17 protein-coding genes and 1 tRNA gene are annotated in these 19,630 nt (G+C 71.6%); 5 read left to right on the forward strand and 13 right to left on the reverse strand.

Annotated elements, in window-relative coordinates; translation table 11 throughout:
* Positions 1-53: 53 nt before the first annotated feature.
* The 7 genes from AB0J04_RS41010 to pgsA form a co-directional block, all read right to left on the reverse strand.
* Positions 54-806: a YebC/PmpR family DNA-binding transcriptional regulator gene (locus AB0J04_RS41010; protein WP_363173787.1), complete on the reverse strand. Its 753-nt coding sequence runs from the start codon at positions 804-806 to the stop codon at positions 54-56.
* Positions 807-854: 48 nt separating this feature from the next.
* Positions 855-1,460 carry a pyridoxal 5'-phosphate synthase glutaminase subunit PdxT gene (gene pdxT / locus AB0J04_RS41015; protein WP_363173788.1) on the reverse strand — a complete coding sequence of 202 codons (606 nt, stop codon included), beginning with the start codon at positions 1,458-1,460 and terminating at the stop codon, positions 855-857.
* Positions 1,461-1,466: 6 nt separating this feature from the next.
* On the reverse strand, positions 1,467-2,378 hold the full coding sequence (gene pdxS / locus AB0J04_RS41020) for a pyridoxal 5'-phosphate synthase lyase subunit PdxS (protein WP_363173790.1): 912 nt from the start codon (positions 2,376-2,378) through the stop codon (positions 1,467-1,469).
* Between the two features lie 118 nt (positions 2,379-2,496).
* On the reverse strand, positions 2,497-3,039 hold the full coding sequence (locus tag AB0J04_RS41025) for a hypothetical protein (RefSeq protein ID WP_363173791.1): 543 nt from the start codon (positions 3,037-3,039) through the stop codon (positions 2,497-2,499).
* Between the two features lie 53 nt (positions 3,040-3,092).
* Complete coding sequence (locus tag AB0J04_RS41030) at positions 3,093-4,262, reverse strand: glycosyltransferase family 4 protein (protein WP_363173792.1); 1,170 nt, start codon at positions 4,260-4,262, stop codon at positions 3,093-3,095.
* On the reverse strand, positions 4,259-5,176 hold the full coding sequence (locus AB0J04_RS41035; RefSeq protein WP_363173793.1) for a phosphatidylinositol mannoside acyltransferase: 918 nt from the start codon (positions 5,174-5,176) through the stop codon (positions 4,259-4,261). Before AB0J04_RS41035 ends, AB0J04_RS41030 begins: the two co-directional genes overlap by 4 nt.
* The gene (gene pgsA, locus AB0J04_RS41040; protein ID WP_363173794.1) at positions 5,173-5,847 is read right to left on the reverse strand and encodes a phosphatidylinositol phosphate synthase; all 675 of its coding nucleotides are present in this window, start codon (positions 5,845-5,847) and stop codon (positions 5,173-5,175) included. The genes AB0J04_RS41035 and pgsA overlap by 4 nt, the downstream gene beginning before the upstream one ends.
* Before the next feature lie 277 nt (positions 5,848-6,124).
* Here pgsA and AB0J04_RS41045 point away from each other — a divergent pair, with 277 nt between their 5' ends.
* On the forward strand, positions 6,125-8,320 hold the full coding sequence (locus AB0J04_RS41045; protein WP_363173795.1) for an elongation factor G-like protein EF-G2: 2,196 nt from the start codon (positions 6,125-6,127) through the stop codon (positions 8,318-8,320).
* Positions 8,321-8,518: 198 nt separating this feature from the next.
* The gene (locus AB0J04_RS41050; protein WP_363173796.1) at positions 8,519-10,180 is read left to right on the forward strand and encodes a hypothetical protein; all 1,662 of its coding nucleotides are present in this window, start codon (positions 8,519-8,521) and stop codon (positions 10,178-10,180) included.
* A 168-nt stretch (positions 10,181-10,348) separates the two neighbouring features.
* Here AB0J04_RS41050 and AB0J04_RS41055 read toward each other — a convergent pair whose 3' ends face one another.
* Entirely contained in the window at positions 10,349-10,912 is a 564-nt protein-coding gene (locus tag AB0J04_RS41055; RefSeq protein WP_363173797.1) for an HIT domain-containing protein, read from the reverse strand.
* 67 nt (positions 10,913-10,979) lie between these two features.
* Between AB0J04_RS41055 and AB0J04_RS41060 the strand changes: the two genes are divergently transcribed.
* Positions 10,980-11,648: an ion channel gene (locus AB0J04_RS41060; RefSeq protein ID WP_363173798.1), complete on the forward strand. Its 669-nt coding sequence runs from the start codon at positions 10,980-10,982 to the stop codon at positions 11,646-11,648.
* A gap of 40 nt (positions 11,649-11,688) precedes the next feature.
* Here AB0J04_RS41060 and thrS read toward each other — a convergent pair whose 3' ends face one another.
* The 3 genes from thrS to AB0J04_RS41075 form a co-directional block, all read right to left on the reverse strand.
* Positions 11,689-13,665: a threonine--tRNA ligase gene (gene thrS, locus AB0J04_RS41065; protein WP_363173799.1), complete on the reverse strand. Its 1,977-nt coding sequence runs from the start codon at positions 13,663-13,665 to the stop codon at positions 11,689-11,691.
* Between the two features lie 89 nt (positions 13,666-13,754).
* The gene (locus AB0J04_RS41070) at positions 13,755-14,981 is read right to left on the reverse strand and encodes a hypothetical protein (RefSeq protein WP_363173800.1); all 1,227 of its coding nucleotides are present in this window, start codon (positions 14,979-14,981) and stop codon (positions 13,755-13,757) included.
* Entirely contained in the window at positions 14,978-15,544 is a 567-nt protein-coding gene (locus AB0J04_RS41075; RefSeq protein WP_363173801.1) for a DUF4365 domain-containing protein, read from the reverse strand. The genes AB0J04_RS41070 and AB0J04_RS41075 overlap by 4 nt, the downstream gene beginning before the upstream one ends.
* A 169-nt stretch (positions 15,545-15,713) precedes the next feature.
* Between AB0J04_RS41075 and AB0J04_RS41080 the strand changes: the two genes are divergently transcribed.
* Entirely contained in the window at positions 15,714-16,439 is a 726-nt protein-coding gene (locus AB0J04_RS41080; RefSeq protein ID WP_363173802.1) for a 3'-5' exonuclease, read from the forward strand.
* Between the two features lie 56 nt (positions 16,440-16,495).
* Here AB0J04_RS41080 and AB0J04_RS41085 read toward each other — a convergent pair.
* Together AB0J04_RS41085 and AB0J04_RS41090 are read right to left on the reverse strand one after the other, a co-directional pair.
* Positions 16,496-16,567: transfer RNA gene (locus tag AB0J04_RS41085), tRNA-Val, on the reverse strand.
* A gap of 39 nt (positions 16,568-16,606) precedes the next feature.
* The gene (locus tag AB0J04_RS41090; RefSeq protein ID WP_363173803.1) at positions 16,607-17,053 is read right to left on the reverse strand and encodes an SRPBCC family protein; all 447 of its coding nucleotides are present in this window, start codon (positions 17,051-17,053) and stop codon (positions 16,607-16,609) included.
* 80 nt (positions 17,054-17,133) lie between these two features.
* Here AB0J04_RS41090 and AB0J04_RS41095 point away from each other — a divergent pair, with 80 nt between their 5' ends.
* Positions 17,134-19,539 carry a hypothetical protein gene (locus AB0J04_RS41095; protein WP_363173804.1) on the forward strand — a complete coding sequence of 802 codons (2,406 nt, stop codon included), beginning with the start codon at positions 17,134-17,136 and terminating at the stop codon, positions 19,537-19,539.
* The last annotated feature ends 91 nt before the right edge of the window (positions 19,540-19,630 follow it).

The following is a 19,630-nucleotide window of genomic DNA, read 5'->3' on the forward strand; positions in this document are numbered from 1 at the left end:
GCCGGTGGGACGTGTCCCACCGGCCCGCCGAATCCGCTCGGCCCGCCGCAGCGTTACGCGTCGACCTTCTCCATGACCTCGTCGCTGACGTCGAAGTTGGCGAAGACGTTCTGCACGTCGTCGCTGTCCTCGAGCGCGTCGATCAGCTTGAAGATCTTCTTCGCGCCCTCCTCGTCCAGCTCGACCTGCATGGTCGGGACGAAGTTGGCCTCGGCGGAGTCGTAGTCGATGCCGGCTTCCTGGAGGGCGGTGCGGACCGCGACCAGGTCGGTGGCCTCGCTGAGGACCTCGAAGGACTCACCGAGGTCGTTGACCTCCTCGGCGCCCGCGTCGAGGACCGCGCCCAGCACGTCGTCCTCGGTCAGCTCGCCCTTGGGGACGATCACGACGCCCTTGCGGTTGAAGAGGTACGAGACGGAGCCCGGGTCGGCCATCGAACCACCGTTGCGGGTCATGGCGACACGCACGTCCGAGGCGGCGCGGTTGCGGTTGTCGGTGAGGCACTCGATGAGCACCGCGACGCCGTTCGGGCCGTAGCCCTCGTACATGATCGTCTCGTAGTCGGCGCCACCGGCCTCGAGACCGGCGCCGCGCTTGACCGCGGAGTCGATGTTCTTGTTCGGGACCGAGCTCTTCTTGGCCTTCTGGATGGCGTCGAACAGCGTCGGGTTGCCGGACACGTCGGCGCCACCGGTGCGGGCCGCGACCTCGATGTTCTTGATCATCTTCGCGAAGAGCTTGCCGCGCTTGGCGTCGATCACGGCCTTCTTGTGCTTCGTCGTAGCCCATTTAGAGTGGCCGGACATCTGCCTGTCTCCTTCGCGTAACCCAACCAGATACGAACGGCAGAGATCCTACAAGGACTCCGCCGCCCGGTATGCGCGCACCATGTCGACGAACAGGGCGTGCACCCGGTGGTCGCCGGTCAGCTCCGGGTGGAACGACGTGGCCAGCGCGTTGCCCTGGCGGACCGCGACGATGTGACCCTCGTGCTCGGCGAGCACCTCGGTCTCGGCGCCGACGGACTCCACCCAGGGGGCGCGGATGAAGACGCCCTCCACAGGATCGCCCGTGACGCCGTTCACGTCGAGTGCGGCCTCGAAGGACTCGTTCTGGCGGCCGAAGGCGTTGCGGCGCACGATCATGTCGATGCCGCCGACGGTCTCCTGGCCCGAGCGCGGGTCGAGGATCTTGTCGGCGAGCATGATCATGCCCGCGCAGGTGCCGTAGACGGGCATTCCGTCCCTCACGCGCGCGCGGAGGGGCTCCATCACGCCGAAGAGGACGGCCAGCTTGGAGATGGTCGTGGACTCGCCGCCGGGGATGACGAGGCCGTCGATCTCGGCGAGTTCCTCGGGACGCCGCACCGGCCTGGCCACGGCGTCGGCCGCGGCCAGGGCGACGAGGTGCTCCCGTACGTCGCCCTGGAGGGCCAGGACGCCTATGACAGGTGTGCTCATCGGTGACTACCAGCCGCGGTTGGCGTAGCGCTCGGACTCGGGGAGGGTGTCGCAGTTGATGCCGACCATGGCCTCGCCCAGGTTGCGGGAGGCGTCCGCGATGATCTTGGGGTCGTCGTAGAAGGTGGTCGCCTTCACGATCGCGGCGGCGCGCTTGGCCGGGTCGCCGGACTTGAAGATGCCGGAGCCGACGAAGACGCCCTCGGCGCCCAGCTGCCGCATCAGCGCGGCGTCGGCCGGGGTGGCGACGCCGCCTGCGGAGAACAGCACCACCGGGAGCTTGCCCAGCTCGGCGACCTCCTTGACCAGCTCGTACGGGGCACGCAGGTCCTTGGCGGCGGCGTACAGCTCGTTGTTGTCGTAGCCGCGCAGGCGGGCGATCTCGTTCTTGATCTGCCGCAGGTGGCGGACGGCCTCCACGACGTTGCCGGTGCCGGCCTCGCCCTTGGAGCGGATCATGGCCGCGCCCTCGGCGATGCGGCGCAGGGCCTCGCCCAGGTTGGTGGCGCCGCAGACGAAGGGGGTGGTGAAGGCGAACTTGTCGGAGTGGTTCACCTCGTCCGCCGGGGTGAGGACCTCGGACTCGTCGATGTAGTCGACGCCGAGGGACTGCAGCACCTGGGCCTCGGCGAAGTGCCCGATCCGGGACTTGGCCATCACCGGAATGGAAACGGCCTCGATGATGCCCTCGATCATGTCCGGGTCGGACATCCGGGCCACGCCGCCGTCCTTGCGGATGTCGGCCGGGACCCGCTCCAGCGCCATGACGGCGACGGCGCCCGCGTCCTCGGCGATCTTCGCCTGCTCCGGCGTGACGACGTCCATGATCACGCCGCCCTTGAGCTGCTCGGCCATCCCGCGCTTCACGCGCGCGGTGCCGGTCTCGGGGGTCTGGTTTTCGGAGATCGTGCTGGACACAGGGTGACCTCACTCGTCGAAAAAGTGGATTCCTACCGCCCCGAGAAAACGCGAGGGAACCAGTCCACAGCAAGGGCCAATGAACACCCGGTGGATCGTTTTCGCCGTCGGTGCCGGTTCAGGCGGACCGGTCGACCAGGACGGGCGGAGGCTCGTCGTCCATTTCGAAGGACATGGGGAAGGGGGCGTGGCCGGCCAGACGGAACCAGCGGACCTTGCGGTGTGCGCGGAGTCTGCGGGCCGCGCCCACCGCGTCGTTGTGGAAGCGGCGGGCCATGGGGACGCGACGGACGGCCTCCGTGAGCTCGCCGGCCGCCGCCTCTCCGCCGGGCGCCTCGCGCACGACGTCCAGTTGCTGCGCGTCCGCGAAGACGGCGCGCAGGGCCTGGCTGAGATCGCTCTCGGCGACCTCCCGCTGCTCCTCCTCGGCCTGCCGGGCGGCGTGCGCGGCCTCGTACAGGACGATCGAGGCCGCCGGGTCGAGCACCTTGGAGGTGGCCAGCTCCTGGGCCACGGACGCGCGCCGCAGCAGTTGCGCGTCCAGCGCGGCGCGGGCGGCGTCGATGCGGGTGTGCAGCCGGTCCAGCCGTCCCGCCGTCCAGCTCAGGTAGAGGCCGATCGCGAGGAGGACGACCAGGATCCAGATCAGGGTTGCGGTCACGGGCGGAAGGCTACCCGTGCGCACCACGGCGGCCTGGGCAGGTCTGGGTCAGGTCAGTCCCGGGCCAGGCCGAGCCGGGCCCGTAGGCCGACGGAAGCGCGGTCGTCGTCGGCCGCCACCGCCGTCGTGCCGTCCGTCACCGTCTCGTACACCGACAGGATGTCCGCGCCCACGGTCGACCAGTCGAAGCGCCGTACGTGCGCGCTGCCGCGGCTGCGCAGTTCGGCTCTGCGCTCCGGGTCGCCCAGCAGGCGCACCGCCGCCTCGGCCAGCGCGTCCGCGTCCTCGTTGGCGAACAGCTCGCCCGCCGCTCCCTGGTCGAGGACCTGGGCGAAGGCGTCGATGTCGGAGGCGAGCACGGGGGCCCCGGCCGACATCGCCTCGACGAGGATGATGCCGAAGCTCTCGCCGCCGGTGTTGGGCGCGACGTACACGTCGACGCTGCGCAGGAAGCGCGCCTTGTCCTCGTCGCTGACCATCCCGAGGAACTCCACACGCGCGTGCAGTTCCTTGGGCAGGCTCTCCACCGCCTCCTTCTCGTCCCCGCGGCCGGCGACCAGCAGCCGGGCCTGCGGCCGCTCGGCGAAGATCTTCGGCAGGGCCCGCATCAGGACGGGCAGACCCTTGCGGGGCTCGTCGATCCGCCCGACGAAGCCGATCGTCTCGCCCTGCCACTGGGGGTTGGGCTCGGCCCGGGCGAAGAAGTCGACGTCGACGCCGTTGGGGATGACGACCGCGTCCCCGCCGAGGTGCTCGACCAGGGTGCGGCGGGCGTACTCGCTCACGGCGATCCGCGCGCTGATCTTCTCCAGGGCGGCCTGGAGGATGGAGTACGCGGCGATCATCGCGCGCGAGCGCGGGTTGGACGTGTGGAAGGTCGCCACGATCGGCCCCGAGGCCGCCCAGCAGGCCAGCAGGCCGAGGGACGGCGAGGTCGGCTCATGGATGTGGACGACGTCGAACGCGCCGTCGTGCAGCCAGCGCCGCACCCGCGCGGCGGACAGGAAGCCGAAGTTGAGGCGGGCCACCGAGCCGTTGTACGGCACCGGGACGGCCCGGCCGGCCGAGACGACGTACGGCGGCAGCGGGGTGTCGTCGTCGGCCGGGGCCAGCACGGACACCTCGTGGCCGAGCCGGATGAAGTACTCGGCGAGGTCGCGGATGTGGAACTGGACGCCGCCCGGCACGTCCCAGGAGTAGGGGCAGACGATGCCGATTCTCACTCGGGCGCCCCGTCCGACGGGCGGGGTTCCAGGTCGGCGAGCCACAAGCGCTGGAGCATGTGCCAGTCCTCCGGGTGTTCGGCGATGCCGGTGGCGAAGGCGTCAGCCAGCGCCTGTGTCATGACAGACGTCTTCTCGGCCCGCGTGCCTGTCTCGGGTACCTCGATCGGGGGATGCACCCGGCCCTGCATGACGGGCGAGCCGTCGTACCAGAGCGTGACGGGCAGCAGGATGGCATCGGTCTGCTGGGCGAGCAGCGCCGGCCCCGCGGGCATCCGGGTGGTGTCCCCGAAGAAGTCCACCTCGACGCCGGAGGCGGACAGGTCGCGCTCGGCGACCAGGCAGACCAGGCCGCCGTCGCGCAGCCGCCGGGCCAGGGTGGCGAACGCGGCGCCGCCGGTGTGCGGCAGCACCTCCATGCCGAGGCCCTCCCGGTAGGCGACGAACCGGTCGTACAGCGTCTCCGGCTTGAGGCGTTCGGCGACGGTGGTGAACGGCGTCTCCAGCGCGGTGGTGACCCAGGCGCCGGCCAGGTCCCAGTTGCCCATGTGCGGCAGGGCGAGGATGACGCCCTTGTCGGAGGCGATGCCGTCGGTGAGATGATGCAGGTCCTTGGCCTCGAAACCGCCGCGGACGCGCTCGGCGCTCCAGGCGGGCAGCCGGAAGGACTCCATCCAGTAGCGCAGGTAGGACCGCATCCCCGCGCGCGAGAGCTCGGCCAGCCGCTCGGGGCCCGCGCCCGGCACCACGCGCGCATAGTTGCTCTCCAGCCGCCGCACGCCCTTGCCGCGCAGCTTCCACGCGAGGTCGGCGATCGTGCGACCGAGCCGTACGGCGACGGGCTCGGGGAGCTTCTTGACGGTGCTCCAGCCTAGCCCGTACAGCGCGTCGGTCAGACGATCCTGGGCGCTCACTTCGCGGCCTCGCTCCCCTGGGCCTCCTCCTGCGCCGCGGCGGCCTCCGCCTCGGCCGACTCCCGCCGGACGGTGACGACCCGCTGGATCAGCGTGACCAGACTGCCGACGGCGACGATCCACAGCGCGATCGGCAGCAGCACCTGGATGCCGGGCACACCGAACTTGTGCATGCCCGCCAGGCCGGCCGCGACCAGGGAGATCACCAGGCGTTCGGCGCGCTCCACGAGTCCGTTGACGGCGACGGGCAGGCCGATCGACTCGCCACGGGCCTTCGTGTACGACACTACCTGGCCGCTGGCCAGGCAGAAGATCGAGACGGCGCACAGGGCGTTGTCGTCCCCGTTGCCCGCGTACCAGAGCGCGAAGCCTGCGAAGATCGCGCCGTCGGCGACCCGGTCGAGGGTGGAGTCCAGGAAGGCGCCCCAGCGGCTGGAGCGGCCGAGCTGGCGCGCCATGTTGCCGTCGACCAGGTCGGAGAACACGAAGAGCGTGATGACGATCGTGCCCCAGAAGAGCTCGCCCCGGGGGTAGAAGACCAGCGCGCCCGCCATCACGCCGGCGGTGCCGATGAGCGTGACCGTGTCAGGGCTTACGCCCCTGCGGATGAGAAACGCGGCGAACGGTGTGAGGACACGCGTGAAGAATGCACGCGCGTACTTGTTCAGCATGGCCTTCCCGAGGGCTCGGTGTGGCCGCGCGGCCCCTGCTGGCCACCGGCTGGCCCATCGTAGCCACGCGCGTGTGTGTGCGACGGTCGGGCACCCGGACCCCCGTGTCACGGCCTGCCGGAATCCGGTGCGCGGCCGGGTCGCGTCCGCCGTATGGACGCGCGGTGACCGGAGTGGAAAGCTCGAAGGACCGCGGGCGTCGTCGGAGCCGCCATCGCACGCGGGGCCGCCGTGCCCGCGCCCCCAGTGACCTCACCGTGCACGGGAGGCAAGGAAAATGGGCGACAAGGCGAATGCACATCCCGGAGCCGCCGGCAGGGCTACAGCGGCCGACCACCCCGCGTCCGTACGGAATGTGGTGCTGGTCGGCCACTGCGGATCGGGCAAGACGACATTGGTGGAGGCTCTCGCGCTGACCGCGGGAGCCGTGAACCGGGCGGGCCGCGTGGAGGACGGCGGCACCGTCTCCGACTACGACGAGATCGAGCACCGGCAGCAACGCTCGGTGCAGCTCTCCCTGGTGCCCGTCGAATGGGACGGCATCAAGGTCAACCTCCTCGACACCCCCGGATACGCCGACTTCGTCGGGGAACTCAGGGCCGGTCTGCGGGCAGCGGACGGGGCCCTCTTCGTCGTCTCGGCGGCGGACGGCGTGGACGGCTCGACCCGCATGGTGTGGGAGGAGTGCGCGGCCGTCGGCATGCCCCGCGCGATCGTCGTCACGCATCTGGAGGCCGCCCGCGCGGACTTCGAGGAGATGACCCGGATCTGCGCGGAGGCCTTCGGCGCCGACGACCCGGACGCCGTCCTGCCGCTGTACCAGCCGCTGCACGGGCCCGAGGGGCCCGACGGGCACGCGCCCGTGACCGGGCTGACCGGGCTGCTGTCGCGGACCCTGTTCGACTACTCCTCCGGCGAGCGCAAGGAGTCCGAGCCGGGCGAGGACCAGCTGCCGGACCTGGAGGAGGCCCGCAACCGGCTGATCGAGGGGATCATCGCCGAGAGCGAGGACGAGACCCTCATGGACCGCTATCTCGGCGGCGAGCAGATCGACGTCAAGACCCTGATCGAGGACCTGGAGCGGGCCGTCGCGCGCGGCACGTTCTTCCCCGTCCTGGCGGCCGCCCCCGCCGCCGAGGGCGCCCGGCAGGGCCTGGGGACGGTCGAGCTGCTGGAACTGGTCACGAGGGGCTTCCCGACGCCCCTGGAGCGCGAGGCGCCCCGGGTGACGACGGTCGACGGCAGGCCGCGCGACCTGACCTCGTGCGATCCGGACGGGCCGCTGGTCGCCGAGGTCGTGAAGACCTCCTCCGACCCCTACGTCGGCCGGGTCTCGCTCGTCCGGGTCTTCTCCGGCACGCTGCACCCCGACGAGACCGTCCACGTCTCCGGGCACGGCCTCGCCGACCGCGGCCACGAGGACCACGACGTCGACGAACGCATCGGGGCGCTGTCCGCGCCGTTCGGCAAACAGCAGCGGACCCTGACGCACTGCATCGCGGGCGACCTCGCGTGCGTGGCGAAACTCGGCCGCGCGGAGACCGGCGACACGCTCTCCGCCAAGGACGACCCACTGCTCATGGAGCCCTGGCAGATGCCGGACCCGTTGCTGCCGCTGGCCATCCAGGCGCACAGCAAGGCCGACGAGGACAAGCTGTCGCAGGGGCTGGGCCGGCTGGTCGCCGAGGACCCGACGATGCGCCTGGAACAGAACCAGCACACCCACCAGGTGGTCCTGTGGTGCCTCGGCGAGGCCCACTCGGACGTCGCGCTGGAGCGGCTGCGCTCCCGCTACGGCGTCCAGGTCGACGTCGTGCCGCACAAGGTCTCCCTGCGGGAGACGTTCGCGGCGCGGTCCGGCGGGCGCGGGCGACACGTCAAGCAGTCCGGCGGGCACGGCCAGTTCGCCATCTGCGAGATCGAGGTGGAGCCGCTGCCGGGCGGCGCGGGCATCGAGTTCGTGGACAAGGTGGTCGGCGGAGCGGTGCCGCGCCAGTTCATCCCGTCGGTCGAGAAGGGCGTGCGCGCGCAGGCGGCGAAGGGCGTGGTGGCCGGGCATCCGCTGGTCGACGTCCGGGTCACGCTGCTCGACGGCAAGGCGCACTCGGTGGACTCCTCCGACGCCGCGTTCCAGACGGCCGGCGCGCTCGCGCTGCGGGAGGCGGCGGCCGACGCGACGATCCATCTCCTGGAGCCGGTGGCCGAGGTGAGCGTCCTGGTCGGCGACGACTACGTGGGCGCCGTGATGAGCGACCTGTCGGGTCGGCGCGGGCGGGTGCTGGGGACCGAGCAGACCAGCGGCGGCCGCACTCTGGTGCGGGCCGAGGTGCCCGAGATCGAGATCGGCCGGTACGCGGTCGACCTGCGTTCCCTCTCGCACGGCACGGCGCGCTTCCAGCGCGCGTACGCGCGGCACGAGCCGATGCCGGCACAGGTCGCCGACCGGGTCCGCCAACAGACGCAGGCCGACTGACGGTTGGTGCCCGGGCGGCCTCAAGTGGCCGGTGCGGCACCGTAGTGGAACGGTTCCCTCCGATTCGGCGGGCGGCTTCGGCCGTCCGCCGACGGATGTCGGTGCCTGCGGATACGCTGATGACCTGATCAACAGGTGTGCGAAGCACGGAAGTCGGGAAGGCCGCAGAAGCGAGAGTGGCGGCGATCGGGGGCGGGAATGACCGTTGACAGCGGTTACGCGGACATCTTCGGACCACAGGTGCCGCAGACGGGCGACGGCGGGCAGACGCCGACGTTCGGCCTGGCCTCGGCGGCCTACCGGGACAACCCGGTCGAGGACATCAAGAAGGCCGACAACGAGTGGCACCAGACGGCGGTCAACAGCGGTCGCAAATGGGCCCGGATCTTCCGGCCCAACCTCGGCGAGGCGTTCTCGCAGGCGGTGATCGACCGCATGCTGGGCGTCGGCCGCAGTCCGCTCATCCAGTCCTTCGGCAGCGAGCCGCAGGTGGTCGTCGAGCACTGTCTCGCGGCCAACCGCATCCGCCGCGAGCGCGACCAGAAGCTGACCGGCGTCATGCTGCTGTGCGGGCTGCTCTTCCTGCCCGGGCTCGCGGTGTGGCTGCTGGTCTTCCAACTGCGGGCCACCATGGGCAAGCAGGAGAACAAGCGGGTCTCCGGGCTCGCCACCGGTCTGCTCGTCGCCGTCGGCGCCCTCGCCGTGATCTTCCTCGTCAAGATTCCGTTCACCGGCTTCTGGGGCTGGTACGCGCGCGGTTGCGTCGTGGCGCCCGTGGCCGGCTGGTTCCTGGCCAAGCGGATCTGCGAGGGCACCGCGAAGGACCTGCGCGAGCGCTGGGACAGCCTGCTGTCCGGCGGCAGCGTCGGCGCCAAGGTCCCCGAGGCGGTGCCGACCAGCCCGAACCAGACGGCGGCGGAGCAACTGCGGCAGTCCCTGGCCCGGCTCAGCGCCGAGCAGCAGTCCAACTCCGTCTTCTACGCCGGACCCAAGGGCATACTCGGCATGGGCACCCGCTGGGGCGCCTGGCATCTCGCCGAGGAACTCGTGCCGACGGACCCCAACAAGGGCGTCCACGAGTTCCGGAGTTGGACGGTCGTGCGGGCCATCCACGACCAGCTCACCGTGCTGAACCGGCAGAGCCTGAAGACCGGCGGCTTCCCGCCGCCCACGGTGCGGCACTGGATCGTCACCCCGGTCGGTGAGAACGCCAAGGCGGTCTCCCGGCCGGAGGGCACCAACGTCGAGGCGTACCAGGTCAAGCCGAGGGCCATAGAGGACATCTGCAACAACCAGCAGTTCGGCGGCGGCGACCGGCACTACCTGGGCGTCCAGTGGCCGCTCTGGGACGGCCAGTTGATCATCACCATGCTGATCACGGTGACGGTGCTGCACGAGACGCTGCGCATCGAGGTCACCGGACACGCCCTGGGCCCGGTCAACGGCCTGTTCACCACCAAGTCCGAGGCCCCCACCAAGACCGTCGCCAAGAGCGTCCGGTTCTGGGAGACGCGGACCATCAAGCTTCCGCTGGTCACGGCCGACGAGGTGGTCCGGCTCGCCGCACGCGCCACGATCAGCTGGTACCCGCCGCTGCTGAAGTGGCTCGGCGGCTCCATAGGCCTGCCCGAGCCCTTCGGCCTGCGGCACGCCTGGGCCGACCAGCCCTGGCGCCACCGCTTCATGGCGGACGACGCGCTGCGGGCGGCCACCCCGGTGCTGCGCGTGGTGCACACGGCCGCGCTCAAGGTGCTCAAGGAGCACGACGTGAACACCGAGAAGTTCAGCTCGCGCTCGTCGGTGCTCAGCGGGGCCGTGCAGGATGTGGCGCCGAAGAAGGCGGACACCTACGACGCGTAGGCCTCCGGCGGTGGGGCGGCTTTGTCGTGCGGGTGCTCTGGGGTGCCGGCCCTGGGGGCTGTGCCCCCAGACCCCCTTCGGCCTGCGGCCTCGTCCTCAAACGCCGGACGGGCTGAAAGATCACTGCCCGGACGGGCTGAGAGATCACTGCCCGGACGGGTTGAAAGGTCAGGGCCCTGTCGGCCAGGCCTCGGCCAGCATTTTCCTTGTGTCTGCCAGTAGCTGGGGCAGGACGCGGGTGTGGCCCACCACCGGCATGAAGTTCGTGTCGCCGCCCCAGCGGGGGACGATGTGCTGGTGGAGGTGGGCGGCGATGCCCGCTCCCGCGACCGTGCCCTGGTTCATGCCGATGTTGAAGCCGTGGGCGCCGGACGCGGTGCGCAGGGCCGTCATCGCCTGCTTGGTCAGCTCGGCGAGTTCGGCGGTCTCCGGCACGGTCAGGTCGGTGTAGTCGGCCACGTGCCGATAGGGGACGGTCATCAGGTGGCCGCCGTTGTACGGGTACAGGTTCAGCACCGCGTACACATGCTCACCTCGGCGGACGATCAGACCGTCCTCGCCGGATTTCGCCGGAATCGAACAGAACGGGCAACCGTCGTCGGCACCCGGGCCGGTCGGCTTGTTCTCGCCCTGGATGTAGGCCATCCGGTGGGGCGTCCACAGGCGCTGGAACGCGTCCTGCGTACCCACTCCGATCTGCTGCTCCGGCTCACTCGTCATGCAAGGCAGCATATTGCTTCGCCCGTTCGCGGCGTGTCGGCGGGGTTCATGGAAAAGCCGCGCGGTCCAAGCTGGCCCGATGGACGAAGACGGCCGTCTGGCCCGCTGGGAGCAGCGCACCGAGCTCCCCCTCGCGCTCGCCTCCCTGGTGTTCCTCGCCATGTACGCCGTGCTGGTCCTCGCCCAGGGCCTGCCCGGCGCCTGGCGGGACCTGTTCACCGCGGTGCTGGCCGCGACATGGGCGCTGTTCGCGATCGACTACGCGGTGTGCTGGCGGCTGAGCGGACAGCGGTTGGGCTTCGTCAGGAGCCACAAACTGGACACCGTGGTCGTGCTGCTGCCCCTGCTGCGCCCCCTGCGGGTCGTCAAGGTGTACGAGGCCGTACAGCGCCGGCGCGGCCGGCCCCGGCTGTCGCTGCACGCGCGCGTGATCACCTACGCGGGCCTGACGACGCTGCTGCTCGGTTTCGCGTGCGCCCTCGCCGTCTACGACCGGGAACGAGGAGCACCGGGCACCACCATGCACTCCTTCGGCGACGCCCTGTGGTGGGCGTGCGAGACGCTGACGACCGTCGGCTACGGCGATGTCGTCCCGGTCACCACCGGGGGCCGGACCATCGCGGTCGGGCTCATGGCGTGCGGACTTGCCCTGCTCGGCGCGGTGACGGGGTCGTTCTCGTCCTGGCTGATCCAGGTGTTCTCCCTGACGGAGGACTCCCCGGACGGCGGCGGGCCCCCGGAGAACTGAATCTACTGAATCTCCCCGGGGGCCCGCCGCACGACCCGGATCAGACCTGCGCCCGCTCCTCGACGACCTTCGCGATCTTCGCGATGGCCTCGTCGAACGGGATGCCGTTCTCCTGCGAGCCGTCGCGGTAGCGGAAGGACACCGAGCCGTTCGCCATGTCCTCGTCGCCCGCGATGACCATGAAGGGCACCTTCTGCTTCTGAGCGTTGCGGATCTTCTTCTGCATACGGTCGGAGGAGGAGTCCACCTCCACCCGCAGGCCCTGCTTCTTCGCCGCCGCGGCGAACTTCTCCAGGTACTCCACGTGCCCGTCGCCGATCGGGATGCCGAGTGCCTGGACCGGGGCCAGCCACGCCGGGAACGCGCCCGCGTAGTGCTCGAGGAGCACCGCGAAGAACCGCTCGATGGAGCCGAACAACGCGCGGTGGATCATGACCGGGCGCTGCTTGGCGCCGTCCGGACCGGTGTACTCCAGGTCGAACCGCTCGGGCAGGTTGAAGTCGAGCTGGATGGTCGACATCTGCCAGGTGCGGCCGATGGCGTCCTTGGTCTGGACGGAGATCTTCGGGCCGTAGAAGGCGGCGCCGCCCGGGTCGGGCACCAGGGGCAGGCCCTGCTTCTCGGCGACCTCGCGCAGCGTCTCGGTCGCCTCCTCCCAGGCCTCGTCGGAGCCGACGAACTTCTCCGGGTCCTTGGTGGAGAGCTCCAGGTAGAAGTCGTTCAGGCCGTAGTCACGCAGCAGGCCGAGGACGAAGGTGAGCGTCTTGTCGAGCTCCTCCGACATCTGCTCACGGGTGCAGTAGATGTGCGCGTCGTCCTGGGTGAAGCCACGCGCGCGCGTGAGGCCGTGCACGACGCCCGACTTCTCGTACCGGTACACCGTGCCGAACTCGAAGAGGCGCAGCGGCAGTTCACGGTAGGAGCGGCCGCGCGCGTCGAAGATCAGGTTGTGCATCGGGCAGTTCATGGGCTTGAGGTAGTAGTCCACGCCCTCGTCGAGCTGCATGGGCGGGTACATGCCGTCGGCGTACCAGTCCAGGTGGCCCGAGGTCTCGAAGAGCTTCCCCTTCGTCGCGTGCGGGGTGTAGACGAACTCGTAGCCCTCCTCCTCGTGCCGGCGGCGCGAGTAGTCCTCCATGACCCGGCGGATGATGCCGCCCTTGGGGTGGAAGACGGCGAGGCCGGAGCCGATCTGCTCGGGGATCGAGAACAGGTCCAGCTCGGAGCCCAGCTTGCGGTGGTCGCGCTTCTCTGCCTCGGCGAGGAAGTCGAGGTGGGCCTTCAGCTCCTCCTTGGAGGGCCAGGCGGTGCCGTAGATGCGCTGGAGCATCGGGTTCTTCTCGCTGCCGCGCCAGTACGCGGCGGCGTTGCGCATCAGCTTGAACGCCGGGATGTTGCGGGTGGTGGGCAGGTGGGGACCGCGGCAGAGGTCCTTCCAGCACAGGTCGCCGGTGCGGGCGTCCAGGTTGTCGTAGATCGTCAGCTCGCCGGAGCCGACCTCGACGTCCGCGCCGTCGTCGCTGGAGGCGGCGCCCTTGAGGCCGATCAGCTCCAGCTTGTAGGGCTCTTCGGCGAGCTCCTCGCGGGCGGCCTCGTCGGTGACCACGCGGCGGGCGAACCGCTGCCCGCGCTTCTGGATCTCCTGCATCTTCTTCTCGACGGCCTTGAGGTCCTCGGGCGTGAACGGCTTCTCGACGTCGAAGTCGTAGTAGAAGCCGTCCTTGACCGGCGGGCCGATGCCCAGCTTGGCCTCGGGGAAGAGCTCCTGCACGGCCTGGGCCATCACGTGCGCGGTGGAGTGGCGCAGGATGTCGAGGCCGTCCACGGACGAGATCTCGACGCCCTCGACCTCTTCGCCGTCGGCGAGCACGTACGACAGGTCCCTGAGCTCGCCGGCCACCCGGGCGGCGATGATCGAGCGCTCGCCGGCGAAGAGGTCGGCGGCCGTGGTGCCCGTCGTCACCGTGCGCTCTTCCCGCTCGGAATCGCGTTGGATGATCACACGGACGTCTGACACCGGTCTCTCCTGACTGAAGGGGGTGCGGCGCCATACCGGGAGCGCGCGCAGGACGCGATCGTACCGACCCGCACCCGCCTACCGCGAAATCATTCCTCGCGGTCCTCCCCGCCGCAGGCCTCCTCGAAGAAGTCGAGGTTCTCCTGGAGGGACTTCATCAGCCGGTCCCGCTCGGCGTCGTCCACCTGTACGGGGACCACCCCGCAGGCGCCGGTGAGCCTGCGGAACCCGCCCCTGCTCTCCAGTCGGCCCTGCACCCGCACCGGCAGTCCGACCAGGTGGGCCTGTCCGGCGATGCGGTAGTCCTCCTCGTCGAGGGTGAGCCGGACGTGCGGGATCTCCGCGCCGGCCAGCACCCGCAGCCGGACACTGCCCTCGCCGCGCGGCCCCGACCTGCGCATCCGCACGACCGTGCCGGTGACCCGCACGGGAACGGAGGGTTCCTCGCGAAGGTAGCGGGCGCCGGCCCGGCGCAGCACGGACAGGTCGCCGGGCGAGAACTCGACCGGTTCGCCGCCCGAGGCGCAGTCCTCGGGGGCCCCGACCGCGGGCGACCACTCGACGGCGATCCGGGCGCCCTCGGCACCCCGCACGAGCGCGATCAGCGCCTCGGTGAGCTCCCGGCTGGCTCCGGCCTCCACGGCCCCGTCGAAGGCGTCCATGCCGCCGGTGGCCCGCTGGTAGTCGATGGCCTCGCGGACGGCGTACAGGGCCTGGTGGAGGCGTACGGCGAGGGGCCGGGCGACGTCGACGGGCGCGAAGGCCGTCAGCCGACGGCCACCGGCCGCGGAGCCGACGAGGACGCTCTCCAGCGCCGTCAGGGCCGCGCGCCGGTGCCGGGCTCCGTAATAGCCGGCACGCGCGCGTGTGGCGAGCGCGCCGGCGAGCAGCATCTGCCGGGCGGCGGCGCGCAGCTGTTCCTCGACGGCCCAGGAGGCGGCCCCGGCGGGCCCGGTCGGCGCATCCCGCCACCAGCGGATCTCGTCGCTCGGCACGGCGAGGCCGACGAGCACCTCGCGCGCGGAGGGCGTGCCGCTGCGGGCGAGCGCCAGGAGTGCCTCGCCGACCAGGTCGTCGCTGTCGGGGAAGGCACGGCTCTCCGGCACGAGGAGGCTGATTCCGCCGCCGCCCGGTCCGGGCGGGGTCCAGCGGCCGTAGCGTCCGGCCGCGCCGCCGCGCCGCTGCCAGCCGTGCCGGCGCAGCAGGGCGCCGAGGACGGCCGGGTCGACGTCGCCGGGGTCGGGGTCCTGGTTCCAGGGGGTCTCGGGGTGCGGCCGTACGGCCCGCAGCGGCTCGTCCAAGGGGCGGTGGGTCATGGTCTGCCTCCCGTCCCGGCCCGCGTCATGATCTCGCACAGCGCCCGGTCGTCGAAGATGCGTGTGGTCGGTATCCGCACGGTGGTCCGGGTCCGGCCGGTGATCGGGTGGCCGGCGAGATTGACCCAGTAGCAGCAGTGCCGCAGGTCGAGGCGGTCGTGGCCGGCCCGCAGCCAGTCGTCCTGGGCTCTGGGCACCAGCATCACGACGAGGATCTTGTGCACCGACACCGGGGTGCGGGCGAGCTTGCGCAGGTGGTCGTTGTCGAGCGTGAAGGAGAAGAAGCGGCCCGGCGGGTTGGACCGCACCTGGTAGGTGGCCTTGAGCTGCACCTTGATGGTGACCTCGTCGTCGACCGTGTGGCCGGGCGAGCCATGGCTGACGTGCCAGTCGATGCCGTTGTCCGGGAAGGGTTGGGACAACGAGCAGCCGGCCGCCGCCGCGACGGCGTGCAGATAGCCCACCTGCAGTGTCTCCATGCAGGCGGTGGTGGCGAGCGTCCCGCGGTGAATGCCCTCGCGTTCGGGCAGCAGCCCGCCCCGCTCGGGCTGCGCTATCGCCATGACCAACAGCCTTCCACGCAATGCCGATACCTGTGACGGGCCCGCTGAACTGCAAAGACCCGTACTCGTGTTGTGTCCTTCCGGCGTACGGCGCAAACAGCCCGGGTATCACCAAACAGGCAGAAGACGGTGCGTCAGCTGCCGTGGGTGAACGAGGGGTTGTGTAGGTATGACGTACTGGTACGAGGGCCCTCTGGCCGCTTTCGACACGGAGACGACGGGCGTCGACGTGGAGACCGACCGCATCGTGTCGGCCGCTCTCGTCGTCCAGGACGCGCCGGGTGTACGGCCGCGGGTGAGCCGATGGCTGGTGAACCCGGGCGTGCCGGTGCCCGCCGGGGCGACGGAAGTACACGGACTGACGGACGAGCACCTCCAGCGCAACGGCCGCTGGCCGGCGCCGGTGATGTTCGAGATAGCCGAGCTGCTCGCCGAACAGGCCGCCGCGGGACGCCCGTTGGTGGTGATGAACGCGCCGTTCGACCTGACGCTGCTCGACCGCGAGCTGCGCAGGCACCGCGCCTCGTCACTCGGCAACTGGGTGGACGCGACGCCGCTTCGGGTGCTGGACCCCCGGGTCCTGGACAAGCACCTGGACCGCTACCGCAAGGGCCGGCGTACGCTCACCGATCTGTGCGCGCACTACGAGGTGACGCTCGCCGACGCGCACGACGCGGCGGCGGACGCACTGGCCGCGCTGGACGTCGTCCGGGCGCTGGGCCGGCGGTTCGCGGCCCGGCTGGAGAGGCTGACGCCCGCCGATCTGCACGCCCTGCAGACCGCCTGGCACGCGGCTCAGGCTCGGGGGCTCCAGGCGTGGTTCGCGCGCAGCGGGACTCCGGAGACGGTGGACACGTCGTGGCCGCTGCGTCCGGAGCTGCCGGCTGCGGCATGAAGGCGGGGCGGCATGAAGAAGGCCGGTCCGCGAGTTGCGGACCGGCCTTTTCCCGGTGGGCGATACTGGGTTCGAACCAGTGACCTCTTCGGTGTGAACGAAGCGCTCTCCCACTGAGCTAATCGCCCGGGAACGGACTGAACAATACAGGTCCCCGCGCGCTTCCTTCAAACCGCTTCCAGGTGCGCCGTGAGTCCGCGCCGTCCGGCCCGCATCATCAGCCGGTGGTTCAGCCGGAACACCGGCCGCCCGGGCACGGCGAGCCGTCGCAGCAGCGGCTTGTTCACCTGGACGACCTGGTCGTATCGGGCGAGGGCGCCGGGGCCGTCGGCGGTGATCGTCCAGCGCGCCCAGCCGTCGATGTCGCCCGTCATGGCGATCTCCAGCACCCCGGCCGCGGCATCGCGTCGCACGGCACGGGCGGTGAAGGTCAGGTCGTACGGGAGGAGGGAGCGGATGCGGATGACGCCGGTGGTGTCGTCGAGCCGGTTCACCTCGCGCACCTGACGCCACCAGCGCGGGTACTCCTCGGCCCGCTCCAGCGCGTCGTACACGCGGGCGGGCGGTGCGGGCAGGGTCCACAGGCTGCGGAAGCGGTAACGGGTCCAGTCCATGGGCAGAGTGTGCCCGCGCGCGGGTCCGGCCGGAGGCATCCGACCAGGGGCATTTGAGTACGTTCTGAGTATGTGCGCTCATGCCGCCGCACGTGACGCGGACCACACTCCGAGGCATGACGCATTTTCCGCCCCCGGCCGAGGAGCTGCGGCTCCTCGACACCGAGCTGCGACAACTGGACGCCCGCCGGGCCCAGTTGCTGGCCCGCCGCGCCTGGCTGGTCGCCACGATCCAGCAGGCGGTACGGCCGGCCCCGCAGTCCTGGCCGAGCCGGCCGACGCCGCCGGGGCCGGCCGCCCGCCCCGAGGCCTCCGCGCCGGGCGTGCAGAACGCGCTCCTGCTGCTCGGCGGCATCCTGCTCACCATCGCGGCGATGGTGTTCACGCTGGTCAGCTGGGGTCACCTGGGGATCGCAGGCCGGTCCCTGGTGCTGGGAGCGGTCACGCTGGCGGTGCTCGGCGCGCCTGTGGCGCTGCTGCGGCGGGGGCTGCGGTCGACCGCCGAGTCGGTCGCGGGCCTCGGCCTCGCCCTGACCGTGCTGGACGCGTACGCGCTGCGCGAGGCCGTGTTCACGGGGGCGGACGGCACGACGTACGCGGCGGCCTCCTCGACCGTGCTGGCGGTGCTGTGGACGGCTTACGACAGGGCGCTCGCCGCGCTGCCGGGCTCGGCCACCGTGCGGCTCCCCCGCCCGGCCGCCCTCGCGGTCGCTCAACTCGTGCTGCCGCTCTGGGCGATCGCGGCCGGCGGCGGCGCGCACACGGTCACGGCCGCGGTGCTGCTGACGGCCGCGGCGGACGCGGTCGTGGCGCTGCGGGTGTCCGAACGGCCGCTGCGGCCGGTCGCCGTGGTGGGCGCGTTCGGCGCGGGCGGCTGGGGCGTTCTGGCGGCCGCTCTGCTCTCCGTGGACGCGGCCGGTGCGGGTGCTGCCGCCCGGGCCGCGGCGCTGCTCTGCCTCGCGGCGGCGATCGCCCTGGGCGTGGCGTGGTTCGCCCCTCGAACGGACCTCGCGACGGGCACGGCGGTGGCCGGCGCCCTGTGCGTGGCGGCCGGCCTGGGCGGCGTCCTGCGGGTGTCGCTGCCCGGCGCGTGGACGGTGCCGGCGTATCTGGCGTGCGGGATCGCGCTGTTGGCCGCCGTGCGGGGCCCGGAGGCCGTGCGCCGGGGCATCACCTGGGCCTCCGGTGTCGTACAGGCGGGTGCGGTGCTGTGGGGGGTGCCGGCCGTCGGCGTCACGCTGCTCGGACCGACGGCGTGGCTCGGGCACATCTGGTCCGGGACCCCGGCCGACGCCCGGGTGGCGGCGACGCTGGACGCCTTCTGGCCGCCGCACGCCGTCACCGTGCCCCTGATCCTCGTCGTGGTCGCCGCGGTCCTGGCGACGGCGGTCCGCAGCGAGGAATGGCGCACACAAGCGCGGGCCGCCGCGCTGACGTTGCTGTGGGCGGCGATGCTGGTCACTCCGGCGGCATTGCAACTCCCCTATTCGGTCGGTCTGTTGATGCAGGGCGGCACGATCCTGGCACTCCTGGTCCCGACCACGCGGACGGCCACCGGGCCGGCCCTGCTCACCTCCCTCAGCCTCGCCTTCCTCTCCCTGGCTACCGAGCCGACGACGCTCGTCGTGCTCGCGTCGCTCACCGCGGCCTTCGCGGTCGCCGCCTGGCGCGGGCGCCTGGCGCCGGTGTCCGCGGCCGTCTCCGTGGGCTACGCCACGGCCCTGGCCTGCGCCGTGGGCGCCGCGGCCGGCTGGCGGCCGGAGCACGTCGCGCTGCTGGTGCTGGCGGTCCCCGTGGTCGCGGCCCTGGTCGCGCCCCGGATCGGCGACCCCGCGACGACGGTCGCGGTGGAGGCGGCCGGAGCCTTCGCCGGCCTTGTCGCCATCGGTCTCGCGGCCCTCGACCTGCCCCTGCTCGCCCTGGTGCTGTCCCTGTGCGCGGTGATCGCGGCGGGCACGGCGCTGCGCCCGGACCGCCGCCCGGTCGGGTACGCGGCCGTCGCGCTCTTCGTGCTGGCCGCGTGGGTACGTCTGGCGGCCTGGCGGGTGGGGCTCCCGGAGGCGTACACCCTGCCGGTCACGGTCCCGGCGCTGCTCGTCGGGGCCCTGCGCCGACGCCGCGACCCCGCCGCCTCCTCCTGGACGGCGTACGGTCCCGGCCTCACCGTCACGCTGCTGCCGAGCCTCGCCGCCGCCTGGGGAGACGTCGAGTGGACGCGCCCCCTGCTGCTGGGCGCGGGCGCGCTGCTGCTCACCCTGCTCGGCGCCCGGCACCGGCTGCAGGCGCCGCTCGTGCTGGGCGGCTCGGTGCTCGCCCTGGTCACTCTGCACGAACTCGCCCCGTATCTCGTCCAGGTGACCGACGCGCTCCCCCGCTGGGTGCCTCCCGCCCTCGCCGGACTGCTGCTGCTCGCACTCGGTGCGACGTACGAACAGCGGCTGCGCGATGCACGGCGGGTGCGGGAGGCCCTGGGAAAGCTGAACTAGGGGGCTTCTGATGGATCTCCGTGGGAGAAGGAGCGGCGTTCGGTGCGTGCTCTCGGTGTGCCGGGCGAGAGTCCTCGTAGCGGAGCTACTA

The sequence above is a fragment of the Streptomyces sp. NPDC050263 genome (assembly GCF_040655955.1).
GTDB lineage: Bacteria > Actinomycetota > Actinomycetes > Streptomycetales > Streptomycetaceae > Streptomyces.

Bases quoted from the DNA above. Each gene is read 5' to 3' on its own strand.
- AB0J04_RS41070 (WP_363173800.1), bottom strand. From the start codon at position 14,981: ATGACCCACCGCCCCTTGGACGAGCCGCTGCGGGCCGTACGGCCGCAC.
- pgsA (WP_363173794.1), bottom strand. From the start codon at position 5,847: ATGCTGAACAAGTACGCGCGTGCATTCTTCACGCGTGTCCTCACACCG.
- AB0J04_RS41010 (WP_363173787.1), bottom strand. From the start codon at position 806: ATGTCCGGCCACTCTAAATGGGCTACGACGAAGCACAAGAAGGCCGTG.
- AB0J04_RS41075 (WP_363173801.1), bottom strand. From the start codon at position 15,544: ATGGCGATAGCGCAGCCCGAGCGGGGCGGGCTGCTGCCCGAACGCGAG.
- AB0J04_RS41055 (WP_363173797.1), bottom strand. From the start codon at position 10,912: ATGCTGCCTTGCATGACGAGTGAGCCGGAGCAGCAGATCGGAGTGGGT.
- AB0J04_RS41080 (WP_363173802.1), top strand. From the start codon at position 15,714: ATGACGTACTGGTACGAGGGCCCTCTGGCCGCTTTCGACACGGAGACG.
- pdxT (WP_363173788.1), bottom strand. From the start codon at position 1,460: ATGAGCACACCTGTCATAGGCGTCCTGGCCCTCCAGGGCGACGTACGG.
- AB0J04_RS41095 (WP_363173804.1), top strand. From the start codon at position 17,134: ATGCCGCCGCACGTGACGCGGACCACACTCCGAGGCATGACGCATTTT.
- AB0J04_RS41050 (WP_363173796.1), top strand. From the start codon at position 8,519: ATGACCGTTGACAGCGGTTACGCGGACATCTTCGGACCACAGGTGCCG.
- AB0J04_RS41060 (WP_363173798.1), top strand. From the start codon at position 10,980: ATGGACGAAGACGGCCGTCTGGCCCGCTGGGAGCAGCGCACCGAGCTC.
- AB0J04_RS41045 (WP_363173795.1), top strand. From the start codon at position 6,125: ATGGGCGACAAGGCGAATGCACATCCCGGAGCCGCCGGCAGGGCTACA.
- AB0J04_RS41090 (WP_363173803.1), bottom strand. From the start codon at position 17,053: ATGGACTGGACCCGTTACCGCTTCCGCAGCCTGTGGACCCTGCCCGCA.